The sequence below is a fragment of the Arthrobacter sp. JDC6 genome (assembly GCF_056484025.1).
In genome coordinates this window covers 2,326,343-2,347,865 of sequence record NZ_CM151278.1, presented here as the reverse complement: position 1 = coordinate 2,347,865, position 21,523 = coordinate 2,326,343, and the positions used below count along the sequence as shown (strand labels likewise).

18 protein-coding genes are annotated in these 21,523 nt (G+C 64.6%); 12 read left to right on the top strand and 6 right to left on the bottom strand.

Going from position 1 to position 21,523, the window contains the following annotated elements; all coding sequences use genetic code 11:
* Positions 1 to 103 precede the first annotated feature (103 nt).
* Both ACV095_RS10940 and ACV095_RS10935 read left to right on the top strand, forming a co-directional pair.
* Positions 104 to 673: a TetR/AcrR family transcriptional regulator gene (locus tag ACV095_RS10940; protein ID WP_056390089.1), complete on the top strand. Its 570-nt coding sequence runs from the start codon at positions 104 to 106 to the stop codon at positions 671 to 673.
* An 876-nt stretch (positions 674 to 1,549) separates the two neighbouring features.
* Positions 1,550 to 2,890, top strand: coding sequence for a DUF2254 domain-containing protein (locus tag ACV095_RS10935; protein WP_478221808.1), 1,341 nt, complete (start codon positions 1,550 to 1,552; stop codon positions 2,888 to 2,890).
* Positions 2,891 to 3,254: 364 nt separating this feature from the next.
* On the opposite strand, the gene ACV095_RS10930 is transcribed toward ACV095_RS10935, so the two are convergent.
* Positions 3,255 to 3,491 (bottom strand): SOS response-associated peptidase family protein, encoded by a 237-nt coding sequence (locus tag ACV095_RS10930; protein ID WP_326498073.1) that lies wholly within the window; start codon positions 3,489 to 3,491, stop codon positions 3,255 to 3,257.
* A gap of 652 nt (positions 3,492 to 4,143) precedes the next feature.
* Here ACV095_RS10930 and ACV095_RS10925 point away from each other — a divergent pair.
* The gene (locus ACV095_RS10925; RefSeq protein WP_478221807.1) at positions 4,144 to 5,658 is read left to right on the top strand and encodes an MGDG synthase family glycosyltransferase; all 1,515 of its coding nucleotides are present in this window, start codon (positions 4,144 to 4,146) and stop codon (positions 5,656 to 5,658) included.
* A 251-nt stretch (positions 5,659 to 5,909) separates the two neighbouring features.
* Here the strand turns inward: ACV095_RS10925 and ACV095_RS10920 are convergent, their stop codons facing one another.
* The gene (locus tag ACV095_RS10920) at positions 5,910 to 6,125 is read right to left on the bottom strand and encodes a death domain-containing protein (RefSeq protein WP_018771053.1); all 216 of its coding nucleotides are present in this window, start codon (positions 6,123 to 6,125) and stop codon (positions 5,910 to 5,912) included.
* 160 nt (positions 6,126 to 6,285) lie between these two features.
* Between ACV095_RS10920 and ACV095_RS10915 the strand changes: the two genes are divergently transcribed.
* The 6 genes from ACV095_RS10915 (at position 6,286) to ACV095_RS10890 (ending at position 10,886) form a co-directional block, all read left to right on the top strand.
* Positions 6,286 to 6,420 carry a hypothetical protein gene (locus ACV095_RS10915; RefSeq protein WP_261377330.1) on the top strand — a complete coding sequence of 45 codons (135 nt, stop codon included), beginning with the start codon at positions 6,286 to 6,288 and terminating at the stop codon, positions 6,418 to 6,420.
* A 62-nt stretch (positions 6,421 to 6,482) separates the two neighbouring features.
* The gene (locus ACV095_RS10910) at positions 6,483 to 8,624 is read left to right on the top strand and encodes an amylo-alpha-1,6-glucosidase (protein ID WP_478221806.1); all 2,142 of its coding nucleotides are present in this window, start codon (positions 6,483 to 6,485) and stop codon (positions 8,622 to 8,624) included.
* A gap of 339 nt (positions 8,625 to 8,963) precedes the next feature.
* Positions 8,964 to 9,236: a hypothetical protein gene (locus ACV095_RS10905; protein WP_478221805.1), complete on the top strand. Its 273-nt coding sequence runs from the start codon at positions 8,964 to 8,966 to the stop codon at positions 9,234 to 9,236.
* A 342-nt stretch (positions 9,237 to 9,578) separates the two neighbouring features.
* A complete protein-coding gene (locus tag ACV095_RS10900) occupies positions 9,579 to 9,866 on the top strand; it encodes a hypothetical protein (protein WP_478221804.1) in 288 nt (95 codons plus the stop codon).
* 202 nt (positions 9,867 to 10,068) lie between these two features.
* Positions 10,069 to 10,320 (top strand): SHOCT domain-containing protein, encoded by a 252-nt coding sequence (locus ACV095_RS10895; RefSeq protein ID WP_018771032.1) that lies wholly within the window; start codon positions 10,069 to 10,071, stop codon positions 10,318 to 10,320.
* Positions 10,317 to 10,886, top strand: a complete 570-nt coding sequence (locus ACV095_RS10890) for a sulfocyanin-like copper-binding protein (protein WP_018771031.1) — start codon at positions 10,317 to 10,319, stop codon at positions 10,884 to 10,886. The genes ACV095_RS10895 and ACV095_RS10890 overlap by 4 nt, the downstream gene beginning before the upstream one ends.
* A gap of 120 nt (positions 10,887 to 11,006) precedes the next feature.
* On the opposite strand, the gene fdhA is transcribed toward ACV095_RS10890, so the two are convergent.
* From fdhA to ACV095_RS10870, 4 genes are all read right to left on the bottom strand, one after another.
* Positions 11,007 to 12,221, bottom strand: coding sequence for a formaldehyde dehydrogenase, glutathione-independent (fdhA, locus tag ACV095_RS10885; protein ID WP_478221803.1), 1,215 nt, complete (start codon positions 12,219 to 12,221; stop codon positions 11,007 to 11,009).
* A gap of 142 nt (positions 12,222 to 12,363) precedes the next feature.
* A complete protein-coding gene (locus ACV095_RS10880) occupies positions 12,364 to 13,770 on the bottom strand; it encodes a ferredoxin reductase (protein ID WP_478221802.1) in 1,407 nt (468 codons plus the stop codon).
* Entirely contained in the window at positions 13,767 to 15,068 is a 1,302-nt protein-coding gene (locus ACV095_RS10875) for an aromatic ring-hydroxylating oxygenase subunit alpha (protein ID WP_478221801.1), read from the bottom strand. Before ACV095_RS10875 ends, ACV095_RS10880 begins: the two co-directional genes overlap by 4 nt.
* Positions 15,069 to 15,386: 318 nt before the next feature.
* A complete protein-coding gene (locus tag ACV095_RS10870) occupies positions 15,387 to 15,839 on the bottom strand; it encodes a rhodanese-like domain-containing protein (protein WP_478221800.1) in 453 nt (150 codons plus the stop codon).
* A 258-nt stretch (positions 15,840 to 16,097) separates the two neighbouring features.
* On the opposite strand from ACV095_RS10870, the gene fdh reads away from it, so the two are divergent.
* Genes fdh through nrfD form a run of 3 tightly spaced genes read left to right on the top strand, consistent with a single transcriptional unit; the run spans position 16,098 to position 21,523 of the window.
* The gene (gene fdh, locus ACV095_RS10865) at positions 16,098 to 19,424 is read left to right on the top strand and encodes a formate dehydrogenase (protein WP_134165406.1); all 3,327 of its coding nucleotides are present in this window, start codon (positions 16,098 to 16,100) and stop codon (positions 19,422 to 19,424) included.
* Positions 19,425 to 20,435 (top strand): 4Fe-4S dicluster domain-containing protein, encoded by a 1,011-nt coding sequence (locus tag ACV095_RS10860; RefSeq protein WP_018771024.1) that lies wholly within the window; start codon positions 19,425 to 19,427, stop codon positions 20,433 to 20,435. It abuts the gene before it with no gap.
* On the top strand, positions 20,432 to 21,523 hold the full coding sequence (nrfD, locus tag ACV095_RS10855; protein ID WP_056390125.1) for an NrfD/PsrC family molybdoenzyme membrane anchor subunit: 1,092 nt from the start codon (positions 20,432 to 20,434) through the stop codon (positions 21,521 to 21,523). The genes ACV095_RS10860 and nrfD overlap by 4 nt, the downstream gene beginning before the upstream one ends.

Below are 21,523 nucleotides of genomic sequence, written 5' to 3'. Positions count from 1 at the left end.
GGTGGAAACTCCTTAGACAGATTGGTCTAACACTTCCAGTTAGACAGATCTGTACAAAGCTGTCAAGCGCTGTTTAGACCGATCTGTCTGATATGGTGGATGTATGGCCTCTGCACGGGTTTCGGCACGACAACGCCTCTTGGATGCGGCTGACAAGCTGTTCTATTCCGAGGGAGTCCATACCGTCGGTATTGACCGGCTCATTGAAGAGGCCGGGGTTGCAAAGGGATCGCTGTTCTACAACTTCACGGGCAAGGACGACGTTGTTGCCGCTTATCTTGCCGGCCGGGACCACCGGCGGCGCGACCGGATCGCTCGCCATCAGTTGGGCCTTGAGGACCCGATTGATAAGCTGCTGGCCGTCTTTGATGCCTTGGAGGAGGCAGTTCTCGCCCCGGGCTACAGGGGCTGCGCATTCGCCAACGCCAATGCCGAGGCACTCCCGGACAGCGTCGAAGCCAAGGCCTTGCGTGCCTTCCGCGACTGGCTCGCCGGCACCCTCCTGGCGTTGGCGGAAGAAGCAGGCTTTAGGGACCCCGCCGATGTCGCCGCCCGCATCTGCCTGCTCTACGACGGAGCGGTCGCGAACTCGCAACTCGACAAGCACCCGGACGCCGTCCGGATCGCCAAGGAACTCGCCCGCCTGGTCCTCGACACCTCACCCCGGGGTTAACCGTCGGGCCGGCGCAGCGGACACTGACAGCTTTGTTTCGCGAACCCATGCACACCAACACCGTCGGGGTGGCACGGACTTGTTTCTCGTCCATCTCTGGGGGAGATGCCGACCCGGACCCGGGATGATGTCGCCCAGGCTAGTTTCACTGAAGACAATCTATTTTCCCTCCCGTCCGAATTGAGTAAGCATTCTTACCAATGGGTGGCCAATCAGTGTCCTCGAGCTCGTTGAAGTGGCACAGCGCCTGGCCACGCCGTCGCGCTTCGGTGGCGACCCGGACCGCGCCGTTACGGTGGTAGTTCCGGCCCTTCCTGGGCTTTGCTTCTCCCCCCAGCGACCGACTTTGGACGAGCAAACGCATAAACTCTGGCACCACCTGATGACCGTCATCTCGGCCTCCAGCAGTACGCGGCGCATGGTGGTGATCTCGGCGCCGGAATCACCTCGCGGCTCGGGCAGGCGTATCGTGGCGCCGTCACAGGTATCCATCTCTTGGCGGTCGCTGCCCCGCTTCACATCGACGAGGCGACAGTTACCGGTGAGGAGCGGGAGCATCTAGACAAGGTTCAGGCGTGGATCGCAGCCGAGGGCGCCTAGCAGCATCAGCAGCAGACCCGGCCCCTCACCCTCGCCCCAGCGCTGTCGGATTCGCCCGCAGGGCCTTGCAACCCCACCACGCAGCTGGGCGGAGCGGACGCGGTGTACTCGTCGCACACGGGTGGCAGAAACAACTCGGGTGGTTCGGCGGCGGCGGTATTGAGGAGACCAGCAAGGGCATGGATGCCATGGGCTTCCGTCCTGCGAAGACCAGTGACCTCCGGTGGACCGGACTCAGCACAGCGCCCCTTGACGACCGAGGACCGTCGGCAGAGAGTGGCACATGTGAAGCGTGTGGCTCTTCGGGAGTATCTGGCGAGCGCACTGTGGGCGATGCCGACATGCGCCGTCGTGCTCGCGCTCATCGCGGGGGCGAGCCTTTCCGCTGTGCAGATCGACAAGACGTCGCCTCTTGCAGTCCTCCTCTTCCAGGGGACATCCGATGACGCCCGGAACCTGCTCGTGAGCATCGCCAGCACGATGGTCACGGTCATCGCCCTCGTCCTGGGACTTACCGTGGTGGCCCTGCAGCTCGCGTCGACGCAGTTCAGCCCTCGGCTCCTGCGGAATTTCCTCCGCGACATCCCCAACCAGCTGACCCTGAGCGCCTTCGTCGCGACCTTCGCGTACAGCACGGCGGGGCTCTACACGGTGGGCATCGCAGGCGGCCAACGCATCGAGGAGTACCCCCGACTCGCCGTTAGCGGCGCGCTGATGCTGCTGTTCGTGAGCATGGTGATGCTCGTGTTCTTCGTCCACCATCTATCGCATTCGATCCAGGTGGACCAAGTCATGAAGGGCGTCGAGACGGCGACGCTGAAGGTGATCGAGCAGTCATACGTCCCCGGCGACCCTGGGATCCCCATGCCGGACGTGCCGCAGGGTGCCACCGCCCTGCCGGCACCGGCATCGGGATACGTCCAGGCCTTCCATGTCGGGCCATTCGTCGGTGCACTCGCGGAGCGGGGCCTGAAGGCACTGATGGTGCCCATGGTGGGCCGGCACGTGGTTGCCGGAGCACCCATCGCCTGGGTATGGGACGTCGCTGACGGCAGCGGGAGACCGTATGTGCCCGAGGCTTCCGCCCCGCTTCGGCGTGCACTAGCGCAGAGTGTACGCATCGGCTACGAACGGACCCTGGAGCAGGACGTCGCGTTCGGGATCCGACAGCTCGCGGACGTCGCGTCGAAGGCGCTCTCGCCAGCTATTAATGACCCATACACGGCGAACCAGGCGGTCGACCATCTGGGCACGATCCTCGCCGCGCTTACACTCAGGCAGCACGGCCCGCGAGCAGTGACAGACGCCCAAGGTACGGTCAGGCTCCACATCCCGGCCCGCGACTTCGCCTATCTCGTCGATCTGGCCCTCGGACAGGTTCGGCGTTACGGATCGAACGAACCCCGCGTCGTCAGGGCGTTGCTGCGGGTGTGCCGTGATCTCGCCTGGTTCGGAGACGCCGCGCACCGCGCCGTCGTTCGGCAGTATGTGCAGACCCTTATGAGCGACGTAACCCGGCTCGTGGCGCAGCCAGCCGATCGCGACCCCCTGCTGGAGGAGGGCGCAGCGGTCCTTGACCTCTTCGACATGGCGGACGGCCCTCCGGGCACCTCTTAACTCCATCCTCCTCCCGCCGCAGGGACGGCCGGAGAGCGGAGGCAGCCAGTGGCCTGGTGCCACGCTATTTCAAGTTCAACGCAGGAAGGTCAGAGGGCACGAAGAAGGCGCGCCCCGTTCGCTGAGCGCGCGCCCTTCCCGTATAGAACTGTTACTCCTTGAAGGCATCCTTGACCTTTCAATGCCGGCCAATTTCGCCATGCAAAAACAATTACATGGGACGCGAAGCCTGCCAGCCATAAGCCACATCGGGGCATGCGGGAACGGCATCGTGGTGCTCTACGCCTCGATCACTCGGCCGGCTCGATATGCTCAGGTCCGTTGTTACGGACGCTGTTTACCCTCGTGCTGACAACCCGGGGTGTCAGGGTTGGCTCCGGCAGAGAGCCCAGCAGGTGCTCTGCCACTCAAAGTATCCGTCAGCTGGCAGGATTGCCCTTCGTTTGACCGCCGCTTTGCGGAATGACGACTTCTCCAGTTCACTGCGGGCATTGATCAGCTTTTTGCCGATCTTGATGTCTTTCGCCCAAGAGGGGACCAGACCCCAGTGGGCCACGAGCAGATGCCGCTCGATGGAGCCCTCGTCCAGGCGCTCAGCCACGATATGCACGCTCTGAGTCGGCGCCACATTCCAGCTCGGAGGAGGCGGGTCACCTTCTACCTCTTGGCATCAAAGTAGCTCAGAAGGTCGCCGGTGGCCTTGGATATCACGTATCTGCCGCACATGACGCCATTGTGCCTGAAGGCTGTGGTCAGTAGGCGTCGAAGCGAACCAACAATATTTGTGCCACCTTTCAGAAGTGCATACGGGCTCTCCCTGGCCGTTCATGACCGAATCGTTCCGCCTGCTGCGGGCGTACCTGCCGTTCGGTGCGAGTGAGTCCTGATTGGAGCAGTTAGGCCCCAGCGGTTCTGTCCAGGGCCTAACTGATATTCGGATATGTCACGCGTTGAACAGGTCAGGTAGCTGTTTCGCTTACTGGAGGGCACCTCACTTCGCCTATAGGTTCAGCACCAGAAATAACGACTTTTTGAGATTCACAGACACGTTCAGAAAGCAGAAAGCAATCGCTCAAGTTGTGGCAGACGTGAGAGGGCTAGGTCATGGACGGTGCTTCCAACACTACTCCTGCCGGAAAGCCTGAGGGTGCCCAGGATTGCAGGGCCGTCAACAGGAGAACCAATCCCATGCCGATCGAGTACTACTTGGGGTCAGGCGGTGGTGATAGGGCCGGGCCGGTTAGACTCGTTTCATGCGCACAACCTCGGCACGAGGCCCCGACGCCGCTGGGAGCGAGCGCGTACTTATCCTGTCAGCAGGGGTAGGAGCGGGGCACAACAGCGCCGCGGCGGCGCTGCGGCAGGCGTGTGCCGCGCGCGCCGACATTGATGAGGTGCAGGTGCTCGACGTGCTGCAGGTGAGCAGCGTGCTCTACCGCTCACTGCTGGGCAAGGGTTACTTCGTCCTGGTCAAGGACTTGCCCTGGCTGGTCGAGTGGGGCTACGACATCAACGACCGTCCGTTCCGGCGCCGGGTCCCAGTTGATCCCTGGACACGGGTAAACGCTCTTCCGGTGATCGGTGCGATCAAGCGATTCCGGCCGACCGCAATCCTGTGCACGCACTTCCTGCCAGCCCAACTGCTGGCGTCGCTGCTCCTTCGCGGCGTGATTGACGCGCGGATCGCCGTCGTCATGACGGACTACGACTTCCAGGGCCTATGGCTTACGGGGGCGTTCCATGCGCTCTTCCTGGCCAGGGAAGAGGGCAGGGTGGAGCTGATAGCGCTGGGTTTGCCCCCCGACCGCGTCGCGGCCACGGGCATCCCGATCGCCAGCCAGCTGGATGTAGCGCCTGCGCGCGATGTAAACGAGCCCCCGATGCTGCTGATCTCGGCGGGCGCGACTGGCGGAGACTATGCCGTCTCGGTCGTGCGGCAGACGCTGCACATGCGCTCATCCTTCACGGCCACGGTTCTGTGCGGACGCAACGATGCCCTGCGGCAGCGTATCGAACAGCTAGTGGCGCCCGCTGGCGACCGCTACCGCGTGCTCGGCTTCACGGCGGAGATGCCCGAGTTGCTGCGCCGCGCCGACCTGTTTGTGGGCAAGCCGGGCGGTCTGGCGGCGGCGGAGTGCATGGCTGCAGGGCTGCCCATGGTGCTTGTGAACCCCATTCCGGGGCAGGAGGTTCGCAACGGGGATTACCTGATGGAGCAGGGGGCGGCGGTCCGTTGCAACACTCCCGCGACGATCGGTTGGAAGATCGACGAGCTGCTGCGGGAGCCGGGCCGCCTGCAGCGGATGCAGGCGGCGGCGCGGAGAACGGGCCGCCCTGACGCTGCAGCGGACGTGCTGACCGGGCTGTTGGACGGCCCGTCCCGTCCCCTCGTCGTGACACGCGCAGCGCAAAAGACAATCCTCGCCGAGAGCGAGCGGCGAGTCGTTTCGACCGATCTGACGGGACCTTCGTCGCTTGTCAGCATGATCGACTCGGCGGCTGGCAGCACGGTCGCGCTGCTGCGAGCCGAGGAGCTGGGAGATCTGCAGAAGTGGTACGCCACCCCGAACGGGGGTCTGCTACTGCGGCGCGGTCACGCGCTCAGGTCGCTCAGATGGGAGGAGCGGCGGCTGCTCCGCGCCATTCTGCGCGGGGACAACGAGCTGCACGTCCGTGTCGAAGGGCCCTCGACACCGCCTCGCATCCGCCCCTCCGGGTCGCCAGCAGCGGCAAAGAGCCAGGCAGTCGACCCCGAATCAAAAAGCTGAACAGCGAACAGCCGGCTTCGTTTCCGGCTGTGTCGGGTTGGTTCGGGATGGCCAGCACCGGTGCATGGGCCGGGGGGGGGGGGGGGGGGGGGGGGGGGGGGAGCGGGCACAACAAGACTTTGCTGATTGTGGTGGGAAACTTCCTCGGACTGCTACTTTCTTCGGCGCGGGAGATGGGGCACCTGTCTGTCCTGCCAAAGTTTGCTCCCATCCGGCGGGGACGAGCCGGTAGAAAGACTGAGCAGCAGCGCTTAGCGCTTCCCGTACTTGCGGTGGACGGCTTGTTTGCTTACGCCCAGGCACAGGGCAATGGCTTCCCAAGAAAGGCCGGCCTGCCGGGCCTTTCTGACCAGGGACGCTTCGGTGCGCCCAACCTCCTTCTGCAGCTCAGCGACCGCGCGCAACGCGTCAGCGGGGCCCTTGCCGTCCATTGATGCAACCAATGTCTTCATCCGGTCCACCTCCATGCGTCAACATTAGTTGACGGAAATCGCCAGCGTCAACATTTATTGACAATTCACAAGGTCCTGCAGACGGGTGTGAAGTCAGCAGTCCTCCAATACTCACGGGACAGCCACATGCCCCAGCCTCACCCGGACCAGTCTGAAACGGCTGGGGCTCGTCCCCATGAACTCGCGTCCCGCCGGCGATGCCGTCCGGGGGAGTTCCATCCAGGTCTTCATGCGGTCGACGTCGCTCCAGTCCGTTGTCGAGGATGTGCGGGATGACGCCCTGCCACTCCTGCCGATGGCCCTTTCATGAGCCCTGGCGGCGGCGTATCGTCTATTCCGCCGGGAACGGTCGTAGCCGTCAGAGGAGCGGACATGGCTGGATGGAATGCGGACACAGCGGCGGGGCCGGTGGGGGCGGGAACTGTAACGCTGGTGGAAGGCTCATGTTTCTGCATCTCCGCTGCCAACGGCGACATCCATTCGGAACTTCCCCACGGTGTTTTCCACGAGGACACCCGGATCCTGTCCGGGTGGAGCATGACGGTGAACGGCCAGTCGCTTGAGCCGCTGGCCGCGGAAACGAAAGAACCCTACCGGGCACTGTTCATCGGCCGCGTTCCGCGCGGGGACGGATACGCGGACAGCCCTCTGATCGTGGAGCGCCTGCGGGAAGTCGCTGACGGCGTGATAGAGGAAATCACCATTCGCAACTACTCCGGAAACCCTGTGGAGTGCAGCGTCTCCGTTGGCGTCGATTCGGATTTCGCGGACCTGTTCGAGGTGAAGGAGGCGAGGGTCCAGCGGCGCTGGGAGGTCGTCCGTGGAGCCGACGGTGATTCCCTGATTATCAGCGCGGCATGGCAGGACCTGCGGAAGGCTGTCCTGGTGCGGGGACGCGGGGCCGTGGCCACCGCCGGCGCACTCACGTACCAGGCGATGGTGCCCGCTTCCGGCCACTGGAGAACGCGGCTAAGCGTTGCACCGGCCGCGCAAAAGGACGTTTCACGCCCTGTCCGGCACGGCACCTCACAGAGTGACCGGCGGCACCAGGAATGGGTCGCGAAGATACCCAGGCTGCAGATGACCAACCGGTCCATCGAACGGACGCTGCGGCGCAGCTACGACGACCTCGGCGCACTTCGGATCGAGGACCCTGCGTATCCGGAGCGGATTGTGGTGGCCGCAGGAGCGCCATGGTTCATGACCCTTTTTGGGCGTGATTCGCTGTGGGCTTCAGAAATGGCCCTACCTGTGGATCCGTCACTGGCTCTTGGCACCCTGCAGACCCTGGCTGACCGCCAAGGCAAGGTGGTGGACCCGGTGAGTGAGGAGGAACCCGGGAAGATCCTCCACGAGGTACGGCTTGGGGTATCTTCCGGGCTGGCTCTGGGCGGAAAGTCGGTCTATTACGGCAGCGTGGACGCCACTCCGCAGTTCGTGATGACTTTGGCCTCCGTCAGCCGGTGGGGTTTCGCGAAGGAAACCATTGCGGCACTGCTGCCCAACGCGGACCGCGCACTGGACTGGGTTCGGAACTACGGCGATAAGGACGGCGACGGCTTCGTCGAGTACTGCCGCCTCAATGACCACGGCCTGCTAAACCAGGGGTGGAAGGACTCGTGGGACGGCATCAACTTCGCTGACGGCACCCTTGCCGAGCCGCCGATAGCCCTTTGCGAGGTGCAGGCGCTGGTGTACTCCGCGCTGCAGGCACGGGCGTGGATGGCGTACGACGGCGGCGACGCGGGTTTGGCCGCGCAGCTCACCGATGAGGCGGCGGCGCTGAAGAAGAGGTTCAACGAGGCGTTTTGGCTGCCGGAACGCGGCTACTTCGCGGTAGCGCTGGACGGCAGGAAACGCCCGGTGGATGCCTGCGCCTCAAACATGGGCCAGTGCCTGTGGCACGGCATCATTGATGATGACAAGGTGCCGATGGTGGCCGAGCGGCTGATGTCGCCTGAAATGTTCAGTGGATGGGGCGTGCGGACCCTTGCCACGAACATGGGCGCCTACAATCCGGCAAGCTACCACAACGGGTCTGTTTGGCCCCACGACAATGCCATTATCGCGGCGGGCCTGATGCGTTACGGCTTCGTGGAGGAGGCGCAACGGATCGCCACGGCCCTGCTTGAAGCGGCGGACTACTCCGACGGGCGGCTCCCGGAACTGTTCTGCGGTTTCAGCCGGGAACAGGTAACCGAACCGGTGCCGTACCCCACGGCCTGCTCACCCCAGGCGTGGGCGGCCACCACACCCATCATGCTGATCACCAGCCTGATGCGGTACGACGCCCACGTGTCGCGGGGCGGCTTCTGGATGGATCCTGCTCTGCCGGCATCGTACGGGGATCTGCACATTACCAATGCGCCCCTGGCCGGGGGCCGGATCACCATTGACATCACCCCCTCTGGCCCATCGGTGCAGGGCCTGCCGGAGGGCATCACTTTCCACCGCGAACACCGTCCGTGGCTGAGCGAGCTCATTTCGCAGGCCGGACTCGACGCCAAAAGCTAAGCGTCCGGCCGGCGTCGTCTTTCAAGCGGCGGTGTCAGCTCCAGCCGAGGCCCAGGCCCCAGATGATTCTTGGCACGCAGGTATCATCGGCGCAGGAGCCCTCCCACGCAGATGCCCGGGAAAGGCTGGGCCGGCGGCGGTTAGAGGGCAGCATCCTGTCTCAAAGCTGCCACGGCCGCCGGCCCTGTCCCCATTCAAGGTCCTGCCCCCAACAAGCGGGACCTTGACGTCCGTCAGTGACGCCCACCTCATTCTGGCTTAGAGGGAATACCAGTGGTGGTTTTGGGCTTGTTCCCAGTGAGGCGCCGACGCTTGGCTGCCTCGTTCGAAAGGACCCTCTTGCCCACTGCTTTCATTCCCTTCACTATGCGCGCCTCGGTCCGAGACGACCACCGGCGCACCTTCCGCACCGACATCGAGCGGATGACCGACGGACATCTCCGGTGGACGCCGCTGGACGTTATCAAGTCAACGAACACCCAGGCCCTGTTGCGCGGGGCTGCGCCGAAAGGCCCGCACACCGCGACCGATGCGAGCCTCGCCCAGTACCTTCAGGACCGCCTCATGGCCGAGAACATCCACCTGGATCTCAGCGTCCGCATCGATCGTTAGGCGCATCTGGGGAGCCTCGGACCATTGCTGGTCCGAGGCTTTGTTGTGCCCTTGATTCGACGGTGCCAAGACAGTCAGAATAGGTCTTTGGTCAGTTGTGCAGGGCTGCAGAGCCTGCTCCCACATGCACAGTCCGTCGGGGCGAAAGCGGGCTGGTCTCCATTTCCCGCAGCATCTCCACCGAAACCGCTTTGCCAGTGAAGAGGCGTGCCATGTATGGCGCACTCCGTTCAGTGTGCGCGCCCTTCCCGTTGCGTTTGTCACTGCTTCGAGCGTCCGAAACGACCCTGCCTGCCCACCGTAACGGCGTGGAGGGTATCCAAGGGCAGGAGCCCTTCCAGGGTGAGCACCATGCCCGGGTTTGGCCCCTACGGGCCGGGCCTGTGGGAGCATGCGGACGGATGCTCGAAGGAGTCGCGGCACGAAGGAAGGGGCTCATTGTGGGGATACCGGACCATAGCAGTCAGCAGCGCTGACGGGAGCTACCAGGCGGCGATGACAGTCACAACGCCATCACTGCCCACCGAACTCGAAGACCCGTCCACCGGGAACAGGCGTGACCTCCTGAACAGCCAGATCGAGTCCTCCCTGAACGAGACCCTTGACCGGCTCTGCATGTCAGCCAGATGAGAAAGTGCCTGCTGTTCAAGGCTTGGTTTGAACACAGCACAGATGGACGATCCGGCGGAATGCGCAATCGCGACGGGCGGGACGCCAGGGAATCCCGTGGCTTCGGGAAGGCCCGAAACCAGGTGACTAATGGCTCTGTTCGCCCGTCGGTGACCGCGCAAAGCTGGAATGAACGGCAGGGATTGAAGGGGCGGGTCCGGGGATGATGTACGGATGGTATGGCGACTGGGGTGTGGGCGGTTGGATTGTCATGGCCCTGATGATGCTGCTGTTCTGGGGTGGTGTGGTGACGGTCGTGATTCTTCTGGTCCGCGGCGGACGCCAGGGGCACGGGGGATACTACGGGTCTGCTCATGATGAGGCTGAGCGGATCCTGAATGAACGTTTCGCGCGGGGGGAAATCGACGCTACCGAGCTGAATGAACGCCGGGCTGCTCTCCGACGCAGGCCGTGAAGACACTCTCCCGCAGCACGCAGATCCTGATCGGGGCTATCGCGACAGTACTGCTGACCGCGTTGTCCATGACGGGGATCGCGCTGCTGGGCGGTGGCCCGAATCCGGGCGGAGCAGGGAATCCCGGCACCACCCGCTGTGCGGCGCCGAGTTTCGCGGGCACCGTCGTGAACGTCACTACCATCGACAGGGGCGGGACCATGATGGCCGGTCCCAGGATGATGCGCGGCAGCATGCGCCTGACCGCGGACCGGGCCACCGTGGTCCACGGCAAAGTGTCCTTCCTGGTCGTCAACGCCGGCACCATTCCCCATGAAATGCTGGTCGTCCCCGTGGCGGGCACCCAGAGCGCAGGAACGCGCCCCGTGGGCCGGGACGGAAGAGCCGACGAGGCCGGCAGCCTGGGCGAGGCCTCCGCTGCCTGCGCCGAAGGTGAAGGAGAGGGGATCCTGCCGTCCACGAGCGGCTGGGTCACGCTTGACCTGCCGCCCGGGCGGTATGAACTGTTCTGTAATCTCCCGGGCCACTACTGGGCAGGGATGTACACGGAGCTCACCGTCACCTGAACCGGCCGGAGAACCGCAGGCGGCGGGGAGCGATACCGGACAGGGGGAGCGGGTCCGCCGGTGACGAACCGGCGGACCTCATGAGGTAGCCTGCCCAGGCAGCCCGCTTCCTGCCCGGATCTAGTTGCTGAGGTAGCCGTTCGGGTCCAGGACGTACTTTGTGGCCGCTCCGGCATCGAATTCCGCGTACCCCCGCGGTGCATCATCGAGCGCTATGGCTGTGGCGTTGACCGCCTTGGCGATCTGGATCTTGTCATGCAGAATCGCCATCATCAGTTGCCGGTTGTACTTCATCACCGGGCACTGGCCGGTCGCGAAGGAGAGGGACTTTGCCCAGCCAGTGCCCAGGGACAGGGACAGTGAACCCTTCTGGGCCGCCTCGTCCGCGGCGCCCGGGTCTCCTGTGACGTAAAGGCCGGGAATGCCCACGGACCCGCCGGCGGCGGTGAGGTCCATCAACGAATTGAGCACGGTGGCCGGCGCTTCCTTGGCGCCACGCCCGTGCCCGCGGGCCTCGAAACCGACTGCGTCAATACCGGCATCGACCTCCCGAACGCCGAGGATCTGCTCGACCTGGTCGGCCGGGTCGCCGTTGGCCACGTTGACGGTTTCGCAGCCAAAGGACCGGGCCTGGGCGAGACGATCCTCATTGAGGTCCCCTACGATGACCACGGCGGCCCCCAGCAGCTGGGCGCTTGCCGCCGCGGCAAGTCCTACGGGTCCGGCCCCGGCAACATAGACGGTTGACCCGACGCCGACACCTGCCGTGACGGCGCCGTGAAATCCGGTGGGGAGGATGTCGGAGAGCATGGTCAGGTCCAGGATCTTCTCCAGGGCCTGGTCGCGGTCGGGGAACCGCAACAGGTTCCAGTCGGCATAAGGGACCAGGACGTACTCCGCCTGCCCTCCGACCCAGCCGCCCATGTCGACGTAGCCGTAAGCGGATCCTGGGCGGTCCGGGTTCACGTTCAGGCAGATCCCGGTCTTGCGCTCCTTACAGTTCCGGCAGCGCCCGCAGGAGATGTTGAACGGGACCGAGACGATGTCCCCGACCTTGATGAACTCGACGTCGGGCCCGGTCTCGATGACTTCCCCGGTGATCTCGTGACCCAGGACCAGGCCGGCCGGGGCGGTCGTGCGGCCGCGAACCATGTGCTGGTCCGACCCGCAGATGTTGGTGCTCACGGTGCGCAGGATGACGCCGTGCGGGACCTTCCGGCCGACGTTGACGGGATTGACTCCGGGGCCGGCCTTCAGTTCAAAGGTGGGGTAGGGGGTATCGATGATTTCGACAATCCCGGGTGCCTTGTACGCAACGGCTTTGTTGGCTGACATGGGCATGGCTCCTATGGTTGGTGTTCGAATTGGCACGGAAGGCCTGACGCCGGCTGCATCAGACCTTCCGTGGGGCAAGAGTTGTCAGTTTTCGTGAAGCAAGGGGGGTGGATTGAGGTGCCGGGCGGGCCGGACCGAGCGGCTAGGCGTCGATAACCATGTCGGTCAGCGCGGTTGAACAGCAGGGAAGGAACTTGCCTGCAGTGATCTCACGGGCCCGGATCCCGCCCTGGTGGTTCATCTCCACCTCGCCGGAAAGCTTGACGACTTTGCAGGAGCCGCACATACCCTCCTTGCAGTTCGCGCCGATCCGGACGCCTGCGCGCTGGGCCACTCCGAGGATGTGTTCGTCCGGGCCGATCCGTACATTGATGCCCGTCCGCATGAAGGACAACGTGAGGCTGCCCGTTCCCACAGTGTCAAAGCTCGAGGCGTCGGGGGACGCGGCCTCCGGTTCCGCATCTGATCCGCCTTCGGCGGCCGCCGGGCCCGGGTCGACCGTTTCCAGCGGCACCCCCGTGGCCTTCAAGGTTCCCTCGTCGTCGTAGCCAGGCTCGTAGAGCCCGAACGCGCTGGGCTGGCTTTCGAAATAGTCCTCGGCGGAATCGGCGATTTCCTCGGCGATCTCCTCCGCGATGTCCGAAGCGAGCGCGATTTCTGCCTGGTATTCAAGGAGTGTCTGGCGATCCCCCGAGAAGAACTCCATGTAAATGGAGGTGTCGTCGACGCCGACCTGCTTAAGCAGCTCGGTGGCGGTGTTCAGGTAACCTTCCGGGCCGCAGGCGTACACCTGGCGGCCGTTGGCATCAGGAGCGACCTCGTCGATCATGGCCGAGGACAGCCTTCCGCTGAAGCCATCCCACTCCTCGGGCCGGCCGCGGTCGCCAAGGGCGTAGAAGACCTTGACGCGCGAGTCCACCGACGCGATGTAGGCCAGTTCCCGGTGGAAGGCAAAGCCGCCGGCTTCCGCTCCGTGGTAGAGCACTACCACATTGGCCGTACCGGGCAGCGAGTGGATGGTCCGCAGCATCGACATGATCGGAGTGATGCCGGCGCCGGCAGCCAGGAAGAGGTACCGTGCGCGCCGGTCGGCATCGGGCAGGTGGAATGCCCCCACGGGTCCCAGCATGTCCAGGACGGTGCCGGGTTTGACGTTGTCATGCACCCACGGTGAAACCAGTCCGCCGGGATCGCGCTTAACGGTGACGCTGAAGGTCCAGGGTTCCGTGGGTGAGCTGGAGATTGAGTAGCTGCGGTCCACGGGTTCCTGGTCCTCGCCGTTCACGGGAAAGGCGATATTCACGTACTGGCCGGCCCTGAATGCCAGGGGTGCGCCGTCGCAGCGGCGGAACACGAAGGTCATCATGCCCCCGGCCTCGGGTACGGTCTCCACACATTCCGCCATGAACTCCTGCGGATGCCAGGGACCCAAAGCACGTGCAGCGCGGGCGGGTGCCTCGGCGCTGCCCATTACCCTGTTCCACGGCATCTCAAGGCCACGGATGCGTTGGGGTTCCTGGACTACCGTTTCAGTAAGGAGTTCCGTCATGCCAAGTGCTCCTGAACGCGCTGAACGTACCAGTTGATGAAGGCCTCCACCTGGTATTCGCTCTTCATGTAGGGGCCGGGCTGGTAGGCAGGGCTGCCGGCACCCTTCTGGCACAGTTCCACGAACGCCTTGTCCTGCAGGTTTGTCTGCTTCCAGGTGTAGGTGAGCTTGTCCAGGTCGTAGTCGACGCCTTCTTCCGCGTCGTCCGCCACGAGCCAGGTGGTTCGCACCAGCGACTGGTGTTCGTTGATGGGGAAGACACCGAAGGTGATGACGTGGTCCCCAAGGAAATGGAACCAGCTGTTGGGCTGCAGGTGCATCGAGCAGCGGCCAAGGCGGAAGTCCGGAAGGTCGCCAAGCAGTTTCTTGGAAAGCCTGCGTCCGTCGGGCGAGAACGATTCGCCCTCGCCGTCGAGCGATTCCCGTGAGATGCGGATTCCCGCGATGCGCGTGTCGAGCTCCTCGACCACCTCGTAGGGAAGGCCGTAGCGGCGGCAGCGCTCCTCGAGCGATGACTGTGCGTTCTTGTTGCGGTCCCACACTTCCTCAAGGTGCGTCGGGATCAGCCCCTCCGTGAGGCCCCAGGTGGGAAAGAGGGAGCAGGCGAGTTCGGGGTGGCCGTCACAGTGGTAGCACTCCCGGTTGTTCTCCATGACCAGCTTCCAGTTGCCCTCTTCGATGATGTTCTGCTGGTAGGCAATTTTCGTCTTCGACAGATCGTGGGGCGCGAGGTAGGGCTCAAAGATCTTTGCGGTTTCATCGAAGTCCGTCGGCGGCACGTCCGCAATGCAGACGAAAATCAGTCCTGCCACCTCGCGGCCGTGGGCGCGCTTGAGGCCGAAGCAGCTCTTGTCGAACTTCGTTTCCCCCGGGGCCGAGGCGTGGATCAAATCACCGCTGGGCGAGTAGGTCCAGGAGTGGTAGCCGCAGACCAGGTTTCCCGTTGATCCCGTGGATTCCGTCAGGACGCGGGCGCCGCGGTGCCGGCACACGTTGTGCAGTACGTTCACGCCGCCGTCGTCGTTGCGCAGCACGATCAGGGAATAGGGCCCGTAGTCGACAGTGACGTAGTCGCCCGGTTCCGGCAGTTCGGCTGTGCTGGCGGCAAAGATCCAGTGCTGCCCGAAAATGGCCTCCATGTCGATGTTGAAGATCGTCGAGTCCGTGTAGAAGGGGGCATCGAGGGAATATCCCGTGCGCCGGAACTCGAACAGTTCGGTGATTTCCGCCAGTTGCTCGGCAGGCAGGGATGCAGCGAGTTTTCCGCGCTTGAGGGGGACGTTCACTGAAGCAGTCATGTTGGGTTTCCTCCCGGGAGGGCTGGCTGGTGGGCGATTCGTGGCGACCACAGAGTTGGAGGCGGCAACCGGCGTTGCCGCAACTTTGCAGTCATAAAGGTTGGGGAGGATCGACCTGCACCAATGCGTCCGTCGGGGACGTCCCTGTTCGCGCTGTACGCAACATCGATCACCATATGCAACAGTGTGACTCGTGCCACGCAGGGTGTCAATCTATTAATTGACGCCGCCAAAAACTACGAAAAAACGTGCTGACTGGACCCGGGCGCGCATCAGCTAAGGCGTGTGAAATCCGGTTGGACGCTGGCCCGGGGCCGGTTACTCACTGCTTTGGTTGCGCAACGCCGCCCACGCCTGGAAACCGCCGATCAGGTCGGTGGCACGGATCAGCCCCAGCCTCTGCAGGGTGTGCGCAGCGAGGCTGGAACTGTAGCCCTCGTTGCACACAACCACGATGCGGCGGGCGGGGTCGTCAGCGATCGGGAGCCGATGGGCGCTGGAAGGATCGAGCCGCCACTCAAGAACGTTGCGGTCGATCACGACGGCTCCCGGAAGTTCGCCGTCCCGGTCCCGCTGATCCACGGGCCGAATGTCAACAACAAGGGCGCCCGCTCCCATTTCCCGCTCAAGATCCGAAGGGTGGACACGCACGAGCCCGCTGCGGCTCTCTTCCAGTAACTGGTCGACCGTAAGGGCCGCGGGGGTGCCGCCCGCATGCGAACCGCGTTCGCCGCCTTCAGCGCCGTCGTCGGAGTTATCAAACTGGTTCAAAATTTTCTCCCTTTACCTTCCGATGCGTCCATCGTTCCACCATGAAGCTGAACGCGGGGCGGTCGGACCGGGGCGAATGTCTTTTTGCGTCCGCCTGGGGGAGGGGGCACCGGCGGAAGGTGCACGACGGCGGTGCGTCCCGTCGTCGTGCTCCTTGACTTTTGTGGGGACTACTTGAATTTCGGCGCCGTAGTTTCTGCGGAAGACACGCGAACGCTGTCCTGTTGCTTTCGCGGCGCTTCGGGATATGCTCCACAAATGGCACCGCGAAGTTTCCTTCAATGGCCGGTCATCCGTCAATTGTCGACGGGGGATCTGCTGGGCCGTGGGCCCGCTGTCACCTCGGCCAAGACCCAGGCCATTGCCCCCCGCACAGCTACTGCTGACCGCGTTGTCCAGAGCGTCTGCCCCTACTGCGCCGTGGGTTGCGGACAGCGTGTCTACGTCAAGGACGAAAAGGTCATCCAGATCGAAGGCGATCCGGACTCACCCATCTCGCGCGGCCGCCTGTGCCCCAAGGGTTCTGCCAGCGAGCAACTGGTCAATTCACCAGGCCGGCAGACCAAGGTGCTTTACCGTGCGCCGCGCTCCAGGGAGTGGGAACACCTGGATTTGGCCACGGCCGTCGAGATGGTGGCGGACCGGTTCATCGAAACGCGCCGCAGGACGTGGCAGCAGGAGGACGACCAGGGCCGGCTGCTTCGCCGCACCATGGGCATTGCTTCGCTGGGCGGCGCAACCCTGGACAACGAAGAAAACTACCTGATCAAGAAGCTCTTCACGGCTGCAGGGGCGGTGCAGACCGAGAACCAGGCCCGCATATGACACTCCGCCACGGTTCCCAGTTTGGGAGCCTCGTTTGGACGCGGTGGTGCAACGCAGTCACTGCAGGACATGGCCAACGCCGATTGCATCGTTATCCAGGGTTCCAACATGGCCGAGTGCCATCCCGTGGGATACCAGTGGGTAGCGGAGGCTAAAGCCCGCGGAGCCAAGGTCATCCACGTTGACCCCAGGTTCACGCGGACGTCGGCAGTGTCGGATAAGCACATTCCCATTCGTGCAGGCTCCGACGTGGTTCTCCTTGGTGCGCTCATCAACTATGTCCTCACCAATGACCTGTGGTTCAAGGAGTACGTCAGCGCGTACACCAACGCCGCCACGCTGGTCCATGAGGATTACCGCGACGCCGAGGACCTGGGTGGGCTGTTCTCCGGCTTTGATCCGGAGAAGCGCGCCTACGACACGTCATCGTGGGCCTATGCGGAAAAAGGGGACGGTGCCATCGATGAGCCCGGGCCAGGTTCGGAACACGGAGCCGATGCCACGGCCCGCGCCGCCGGCCACGCCTTTGGCAGCGGCGGACCACCTTTGGAGCACGCCGAAGTGCAGCGCGACGACACCCTCCAGGACCCGCGGACTGTTTTCCAGATCGTCAAGCGGCACTACGCCCGCTACACCCCGGAGATGGTCCAGGACATGTGCGGGATCGACGCCGCGGACTTCGAGTACCTGGCGCGCTCCATCACGGAAAACTCCGGGCGCGACCGCACGACGTGTTTCGCCTACGCCGTCGGCTGGACCCAGCACTCCCTTGGGGCTCAGTTCATCCGGGCCGCCGCCATCCTGCAGCTTCTGCTCGGGAACGTCGGACGCCCCGGTGGCGGGATCATGGCCCTGCGTGGCCATGCCAGCATCCAGGGCTCAACGGACATCCCCACCCTTTTCAACCTTCTGCCCGGGTACCTGCCCATGCCCAGCGCCGGACGCCATGACAGCCTTGAGGAGTACCTGTCAGTCATTGGCTCGAAGCAACAGAAGGGTTTTTGGGCTGATGCCGACGCCTACACCATCAGCCTCCTAAAGGCCTGGTGGGGTGAGGCTGCCAACGCGGACAACGACTGGGCTTACGACTATCTCCCGAGACTGACGGGGGCCCACGGAACGTACGAGACAGTAATGGGCATGCTCGAGGACGAAGTTGAGGGCTACTTCCTTCTCGGCCAGAATCCTGCAGTGGGTTCGGCCCACGGCCGGATGCAACGCCTGGCCATGTCGCACCTGAAGTGGCTGGTGGTGCGTGACTTGAACCTCATCGAGTCGGCCACGTGGTGGAAAGACGGTCCGGAAATTGAATCCGGGGAGCTGCGCACCGAGGACATCGAGACCGAAGTGTTCTTCCTGCCTGCCGCAACCCACGTTGAGAAAGCCGGCTCTTTCACCCAGACCCAGCGCCTGCTGCAGTGGCGGCACCAGGCGGTGTCGCCGCCGGGGGAGTGCCAGAGCGAGCTGCAGTTCTTCTTCGAACTGGGCCAGCGGATCCGGGAGAAACTGGCCGGGTCGCAGGACGAACGGGACCGTCCGCTGCTGGACCTCACTTGGGACTACCCCACGGACGGGCATGGCGAACCTGATGGTGAAGCCGTGCTGGCGGAAATCAACGGCCGCCACCTGGACGGCCCGGATGCGGGCAAGCCGCTCTCGGCATACACCGAACTGCGCGCCGACGGATCCACGGCGGCCGGCTGCTGGATCTACACCGGCGTGTACGCTGACGGTGTCAACCACGCCGCCAACCGGAAGCCGGGCAAGGAACAGGGGCCTGCGGCCCCGGAATGGGGCTGGGCATGGCCGGCCAACCGCCGGATCCTCTACAACCGCGCGTCGGCTGATCCGGCCGGCAACCCGTGGAGCGAGCGGAAGAAATACATCTGGTGGGACCAGGAACAGGGTAAGTGGGTCGGAGACGACGTGCCGGACTTCCCGGTTGACCGGGCACCTGGCAGCAAACCCGATCCCTCTGTCGGTGGTCCAGCCGCACTCAGCGGTGATGATCCCTTTATCATGCAGGCAGACGGCAAAGGCTGGTTGTTCGCGCCGAAGGGCCTCATGGATGGACCCCTTCCCACCCATTACGAGGCGCAGGAATCACCGGTGGCGAACGCGCTTTATCCGCAGCAGCAAAGTCCTGCGCGGCTGGTGTTCCCCCGCGCGGACAACCTCAGCGCACCGAGCGCCGGCACCAGCGGGGCAGACGTCTACCCGTTCGTCTTCACCACATATCGGCTCACGGAGCACCATACGGCGGGTGGGATGAGCCGCTGGCTCCCATACCTGTCGGAGCTCCAGCCGGAGATGTTCTGCGAGGTCTCGCCTGAACTGGCCGCCGAGCGCGGACTTGAGCCGTACGGGTGGGCCACGATCATTTCGCCGCGCTCCGCCATCGAGGCGAAGGTTCTTGTCACGGACCGGATGAGGCCCCTGGCTGTTGGCGGCCACACCGTGCATCAAATTGGGTTGCCCTACCACTGGGGCGTCGGCAGCAATGCCGTGGTCAGTGGTGACGCGGCCAACGACCTGCTGGGTGTGACCCTGGACCCCAACGTCCAGATCCAGGAGTCCAAGGTGGCTTCGTGCGATATCCGTCCGGGCCGCCGTCCGCGGGGGAAGGAACTGCTTGCCCTGGTTGCGGAGTACCAGGCCCGGGCAGGAGTGACCATCGAGACGGGGAACAGCGCCGTCACCAATCCGACGGCGGAAGGCAACAAACCCGCCCCGCATACCGATCCCACAACGGAGGACTAGATGGGCCAGCTGTCCGGACCGACCGACCCCACCGCCGATGCCCACTGGGAACACAACCATCCGCGCAAGGGATTCTTCACCGACACCTCGATCTGCATCGGCTGCAAGGCCTGCGAAGTTGCCTGCAAGGAATGGAACCACAACCCGCAGGACGGAAACCTCGAGTTGCTGGGGTCTTCCTACGACAACACCGGATCCCTGGGCGCCAGCACCTGGCGGCATGTGGCGTTCATTGAGCAAGGCCAGGAACGCATTACCGAGGCCCGGGAATCCGGGCGGGCCCTGGTCAATTTGGGCATGCCCCGCATTGGTCCTCCCGCCACGGCAGGGTCCGCAGCGACCGACCTGGCAGAGGCCGACACGACGCCCCCGGACACGGCAGACTTCCGGTGGCTGATGTCCTCCGACGTCTGCAAGCACTGCACCCACGCCGGATGCCTTGACGTCTGTCCCACGGGGGCCCTTTTCCGTACCGAATTCGGCACCGTGGTGGTCCAGGACGACGTCTGCAACGGCTGCGGAACCTGCGTGGCCGGGTGCCCCTTCGGCGTGATCGAACGCCGCAGCAATGGCACGGTGAAGGTGGCCGGCCAGCGGGACGAGCAGCACGAAAAGCATCCCGCCGACCCCAACGTGGGCGTGGCCCAGAAGTGCACGTTGTGCTACGACAGGCTGGTGGCCGATGAGACGCCCGCGTGCGCCAAGGCATGCCCGACGACGTCCATCAAGTTCGGCGACCACGACGACATGGTGGAAACAGCCCGGGAGCGGGTGGCCCACCTGCACGCGCAAGGCCTCACCGAAGCGCGGCTCTACGGTGCGAACGAGAACGACGGCGTCGGTGGAACGGGATCGGTCTTCCTGCTGCTGGATGAGCCCGAGGTGTACGGGCTCCCGCCGGACCCGCGCGTCCCCACCGCCGACCTGCCGCAGATGTACCGGCGGGCAGGCATGGCTGTAGCGGGCATGGCCGCGGCTGCAGCATTGGCTTTCCTGGGAGGACGGGCGTGACCCTTTCGGAATTCGACAGCTTCCGGCCGGCGGAGCGTGCCCGGCGCCGCCGGCAGGACGGCAAACCCGGCCTGCGCCGCCGCAGGGACAACGGGGACGGTTCCCGCGAAGTGCCCATGGTCCCGGAGCCTGAATTCACCTCTTACTACGGCCGCCCCGTCGTAAAGCCCGCGCCGTGGGGCGATGACGTTGCCATCTACCTGTTCCTGGGCGGCGTGGCAGCAGGCTCGGCGCTGCTTGGCCTCGGCGGCCAGTTGACCGGACGGCCGATACTTCGCCGGAATGCCCGGCTGGGTGCCTTGGCCGCCGTGAGTGCCGGCGCCGTCGCGTTGGTGAAGGACCTGGGCAGGCCGGAGCGTTTCCTGCATATGCTGCGGACCTTCAAAGTGACCTCGCCGATGAGCGTGGGCTCGTGGATCCTCAGCGCCTTCAGCGCAGGTGCGGGCGTTGCCGCAGTGGCCGAAATCGACCGGATGAGCGGAAACCGGCTGCCGCTGGGACCCTTGCGCAGGGTGCTGCAGGCCGTGGAAGGACCGGCGGGCGTCGAGGCTGCGGTGTTCGCCGGACCATTGGCGGCATACACAGCTGTGCTGCTTGGCGACACCGCCACCCCCACCTGGAACGCTGCGCACGAGGAACTGCCGTTCGTCTTCGTCAGTTCGGCGTGCCTCGCTTCTGCCGGGCTCGCCATGGTCACCACGCCGGCCCGCGAGACCGGTCCCGCCCGCAAACTCGCGGTGCTTGGCGTCGTGGGCGACGTGCTTGCCATGAAGATCATGGAGCGCCGGATGGATCCGGTGGCAGCCGAGCCCCTTCATCAGGGCAAGGCAGGCACCATGCTGAAGTGGAGCGAGCGGTTGGCAGTCGCCGGCGGCCTGGGAACCGTGCTGGGTGGCCGCAACCGCGTCGCAGCTGCCGCTTCGGGGGTGGCGTTGCTGGCCGCTTCTGCACTGACCCGGTTTGGCATCTTCGAAGCGGGGCTGGCCTCTGCCAAGGACCCGCGGTACACCATCGAACCGCAGAAGGCCCGGCTCGCAGCCCGCCGCGCAGCCGGCGTAACCGGCGACGCGATCACGACCGCCAGCTGA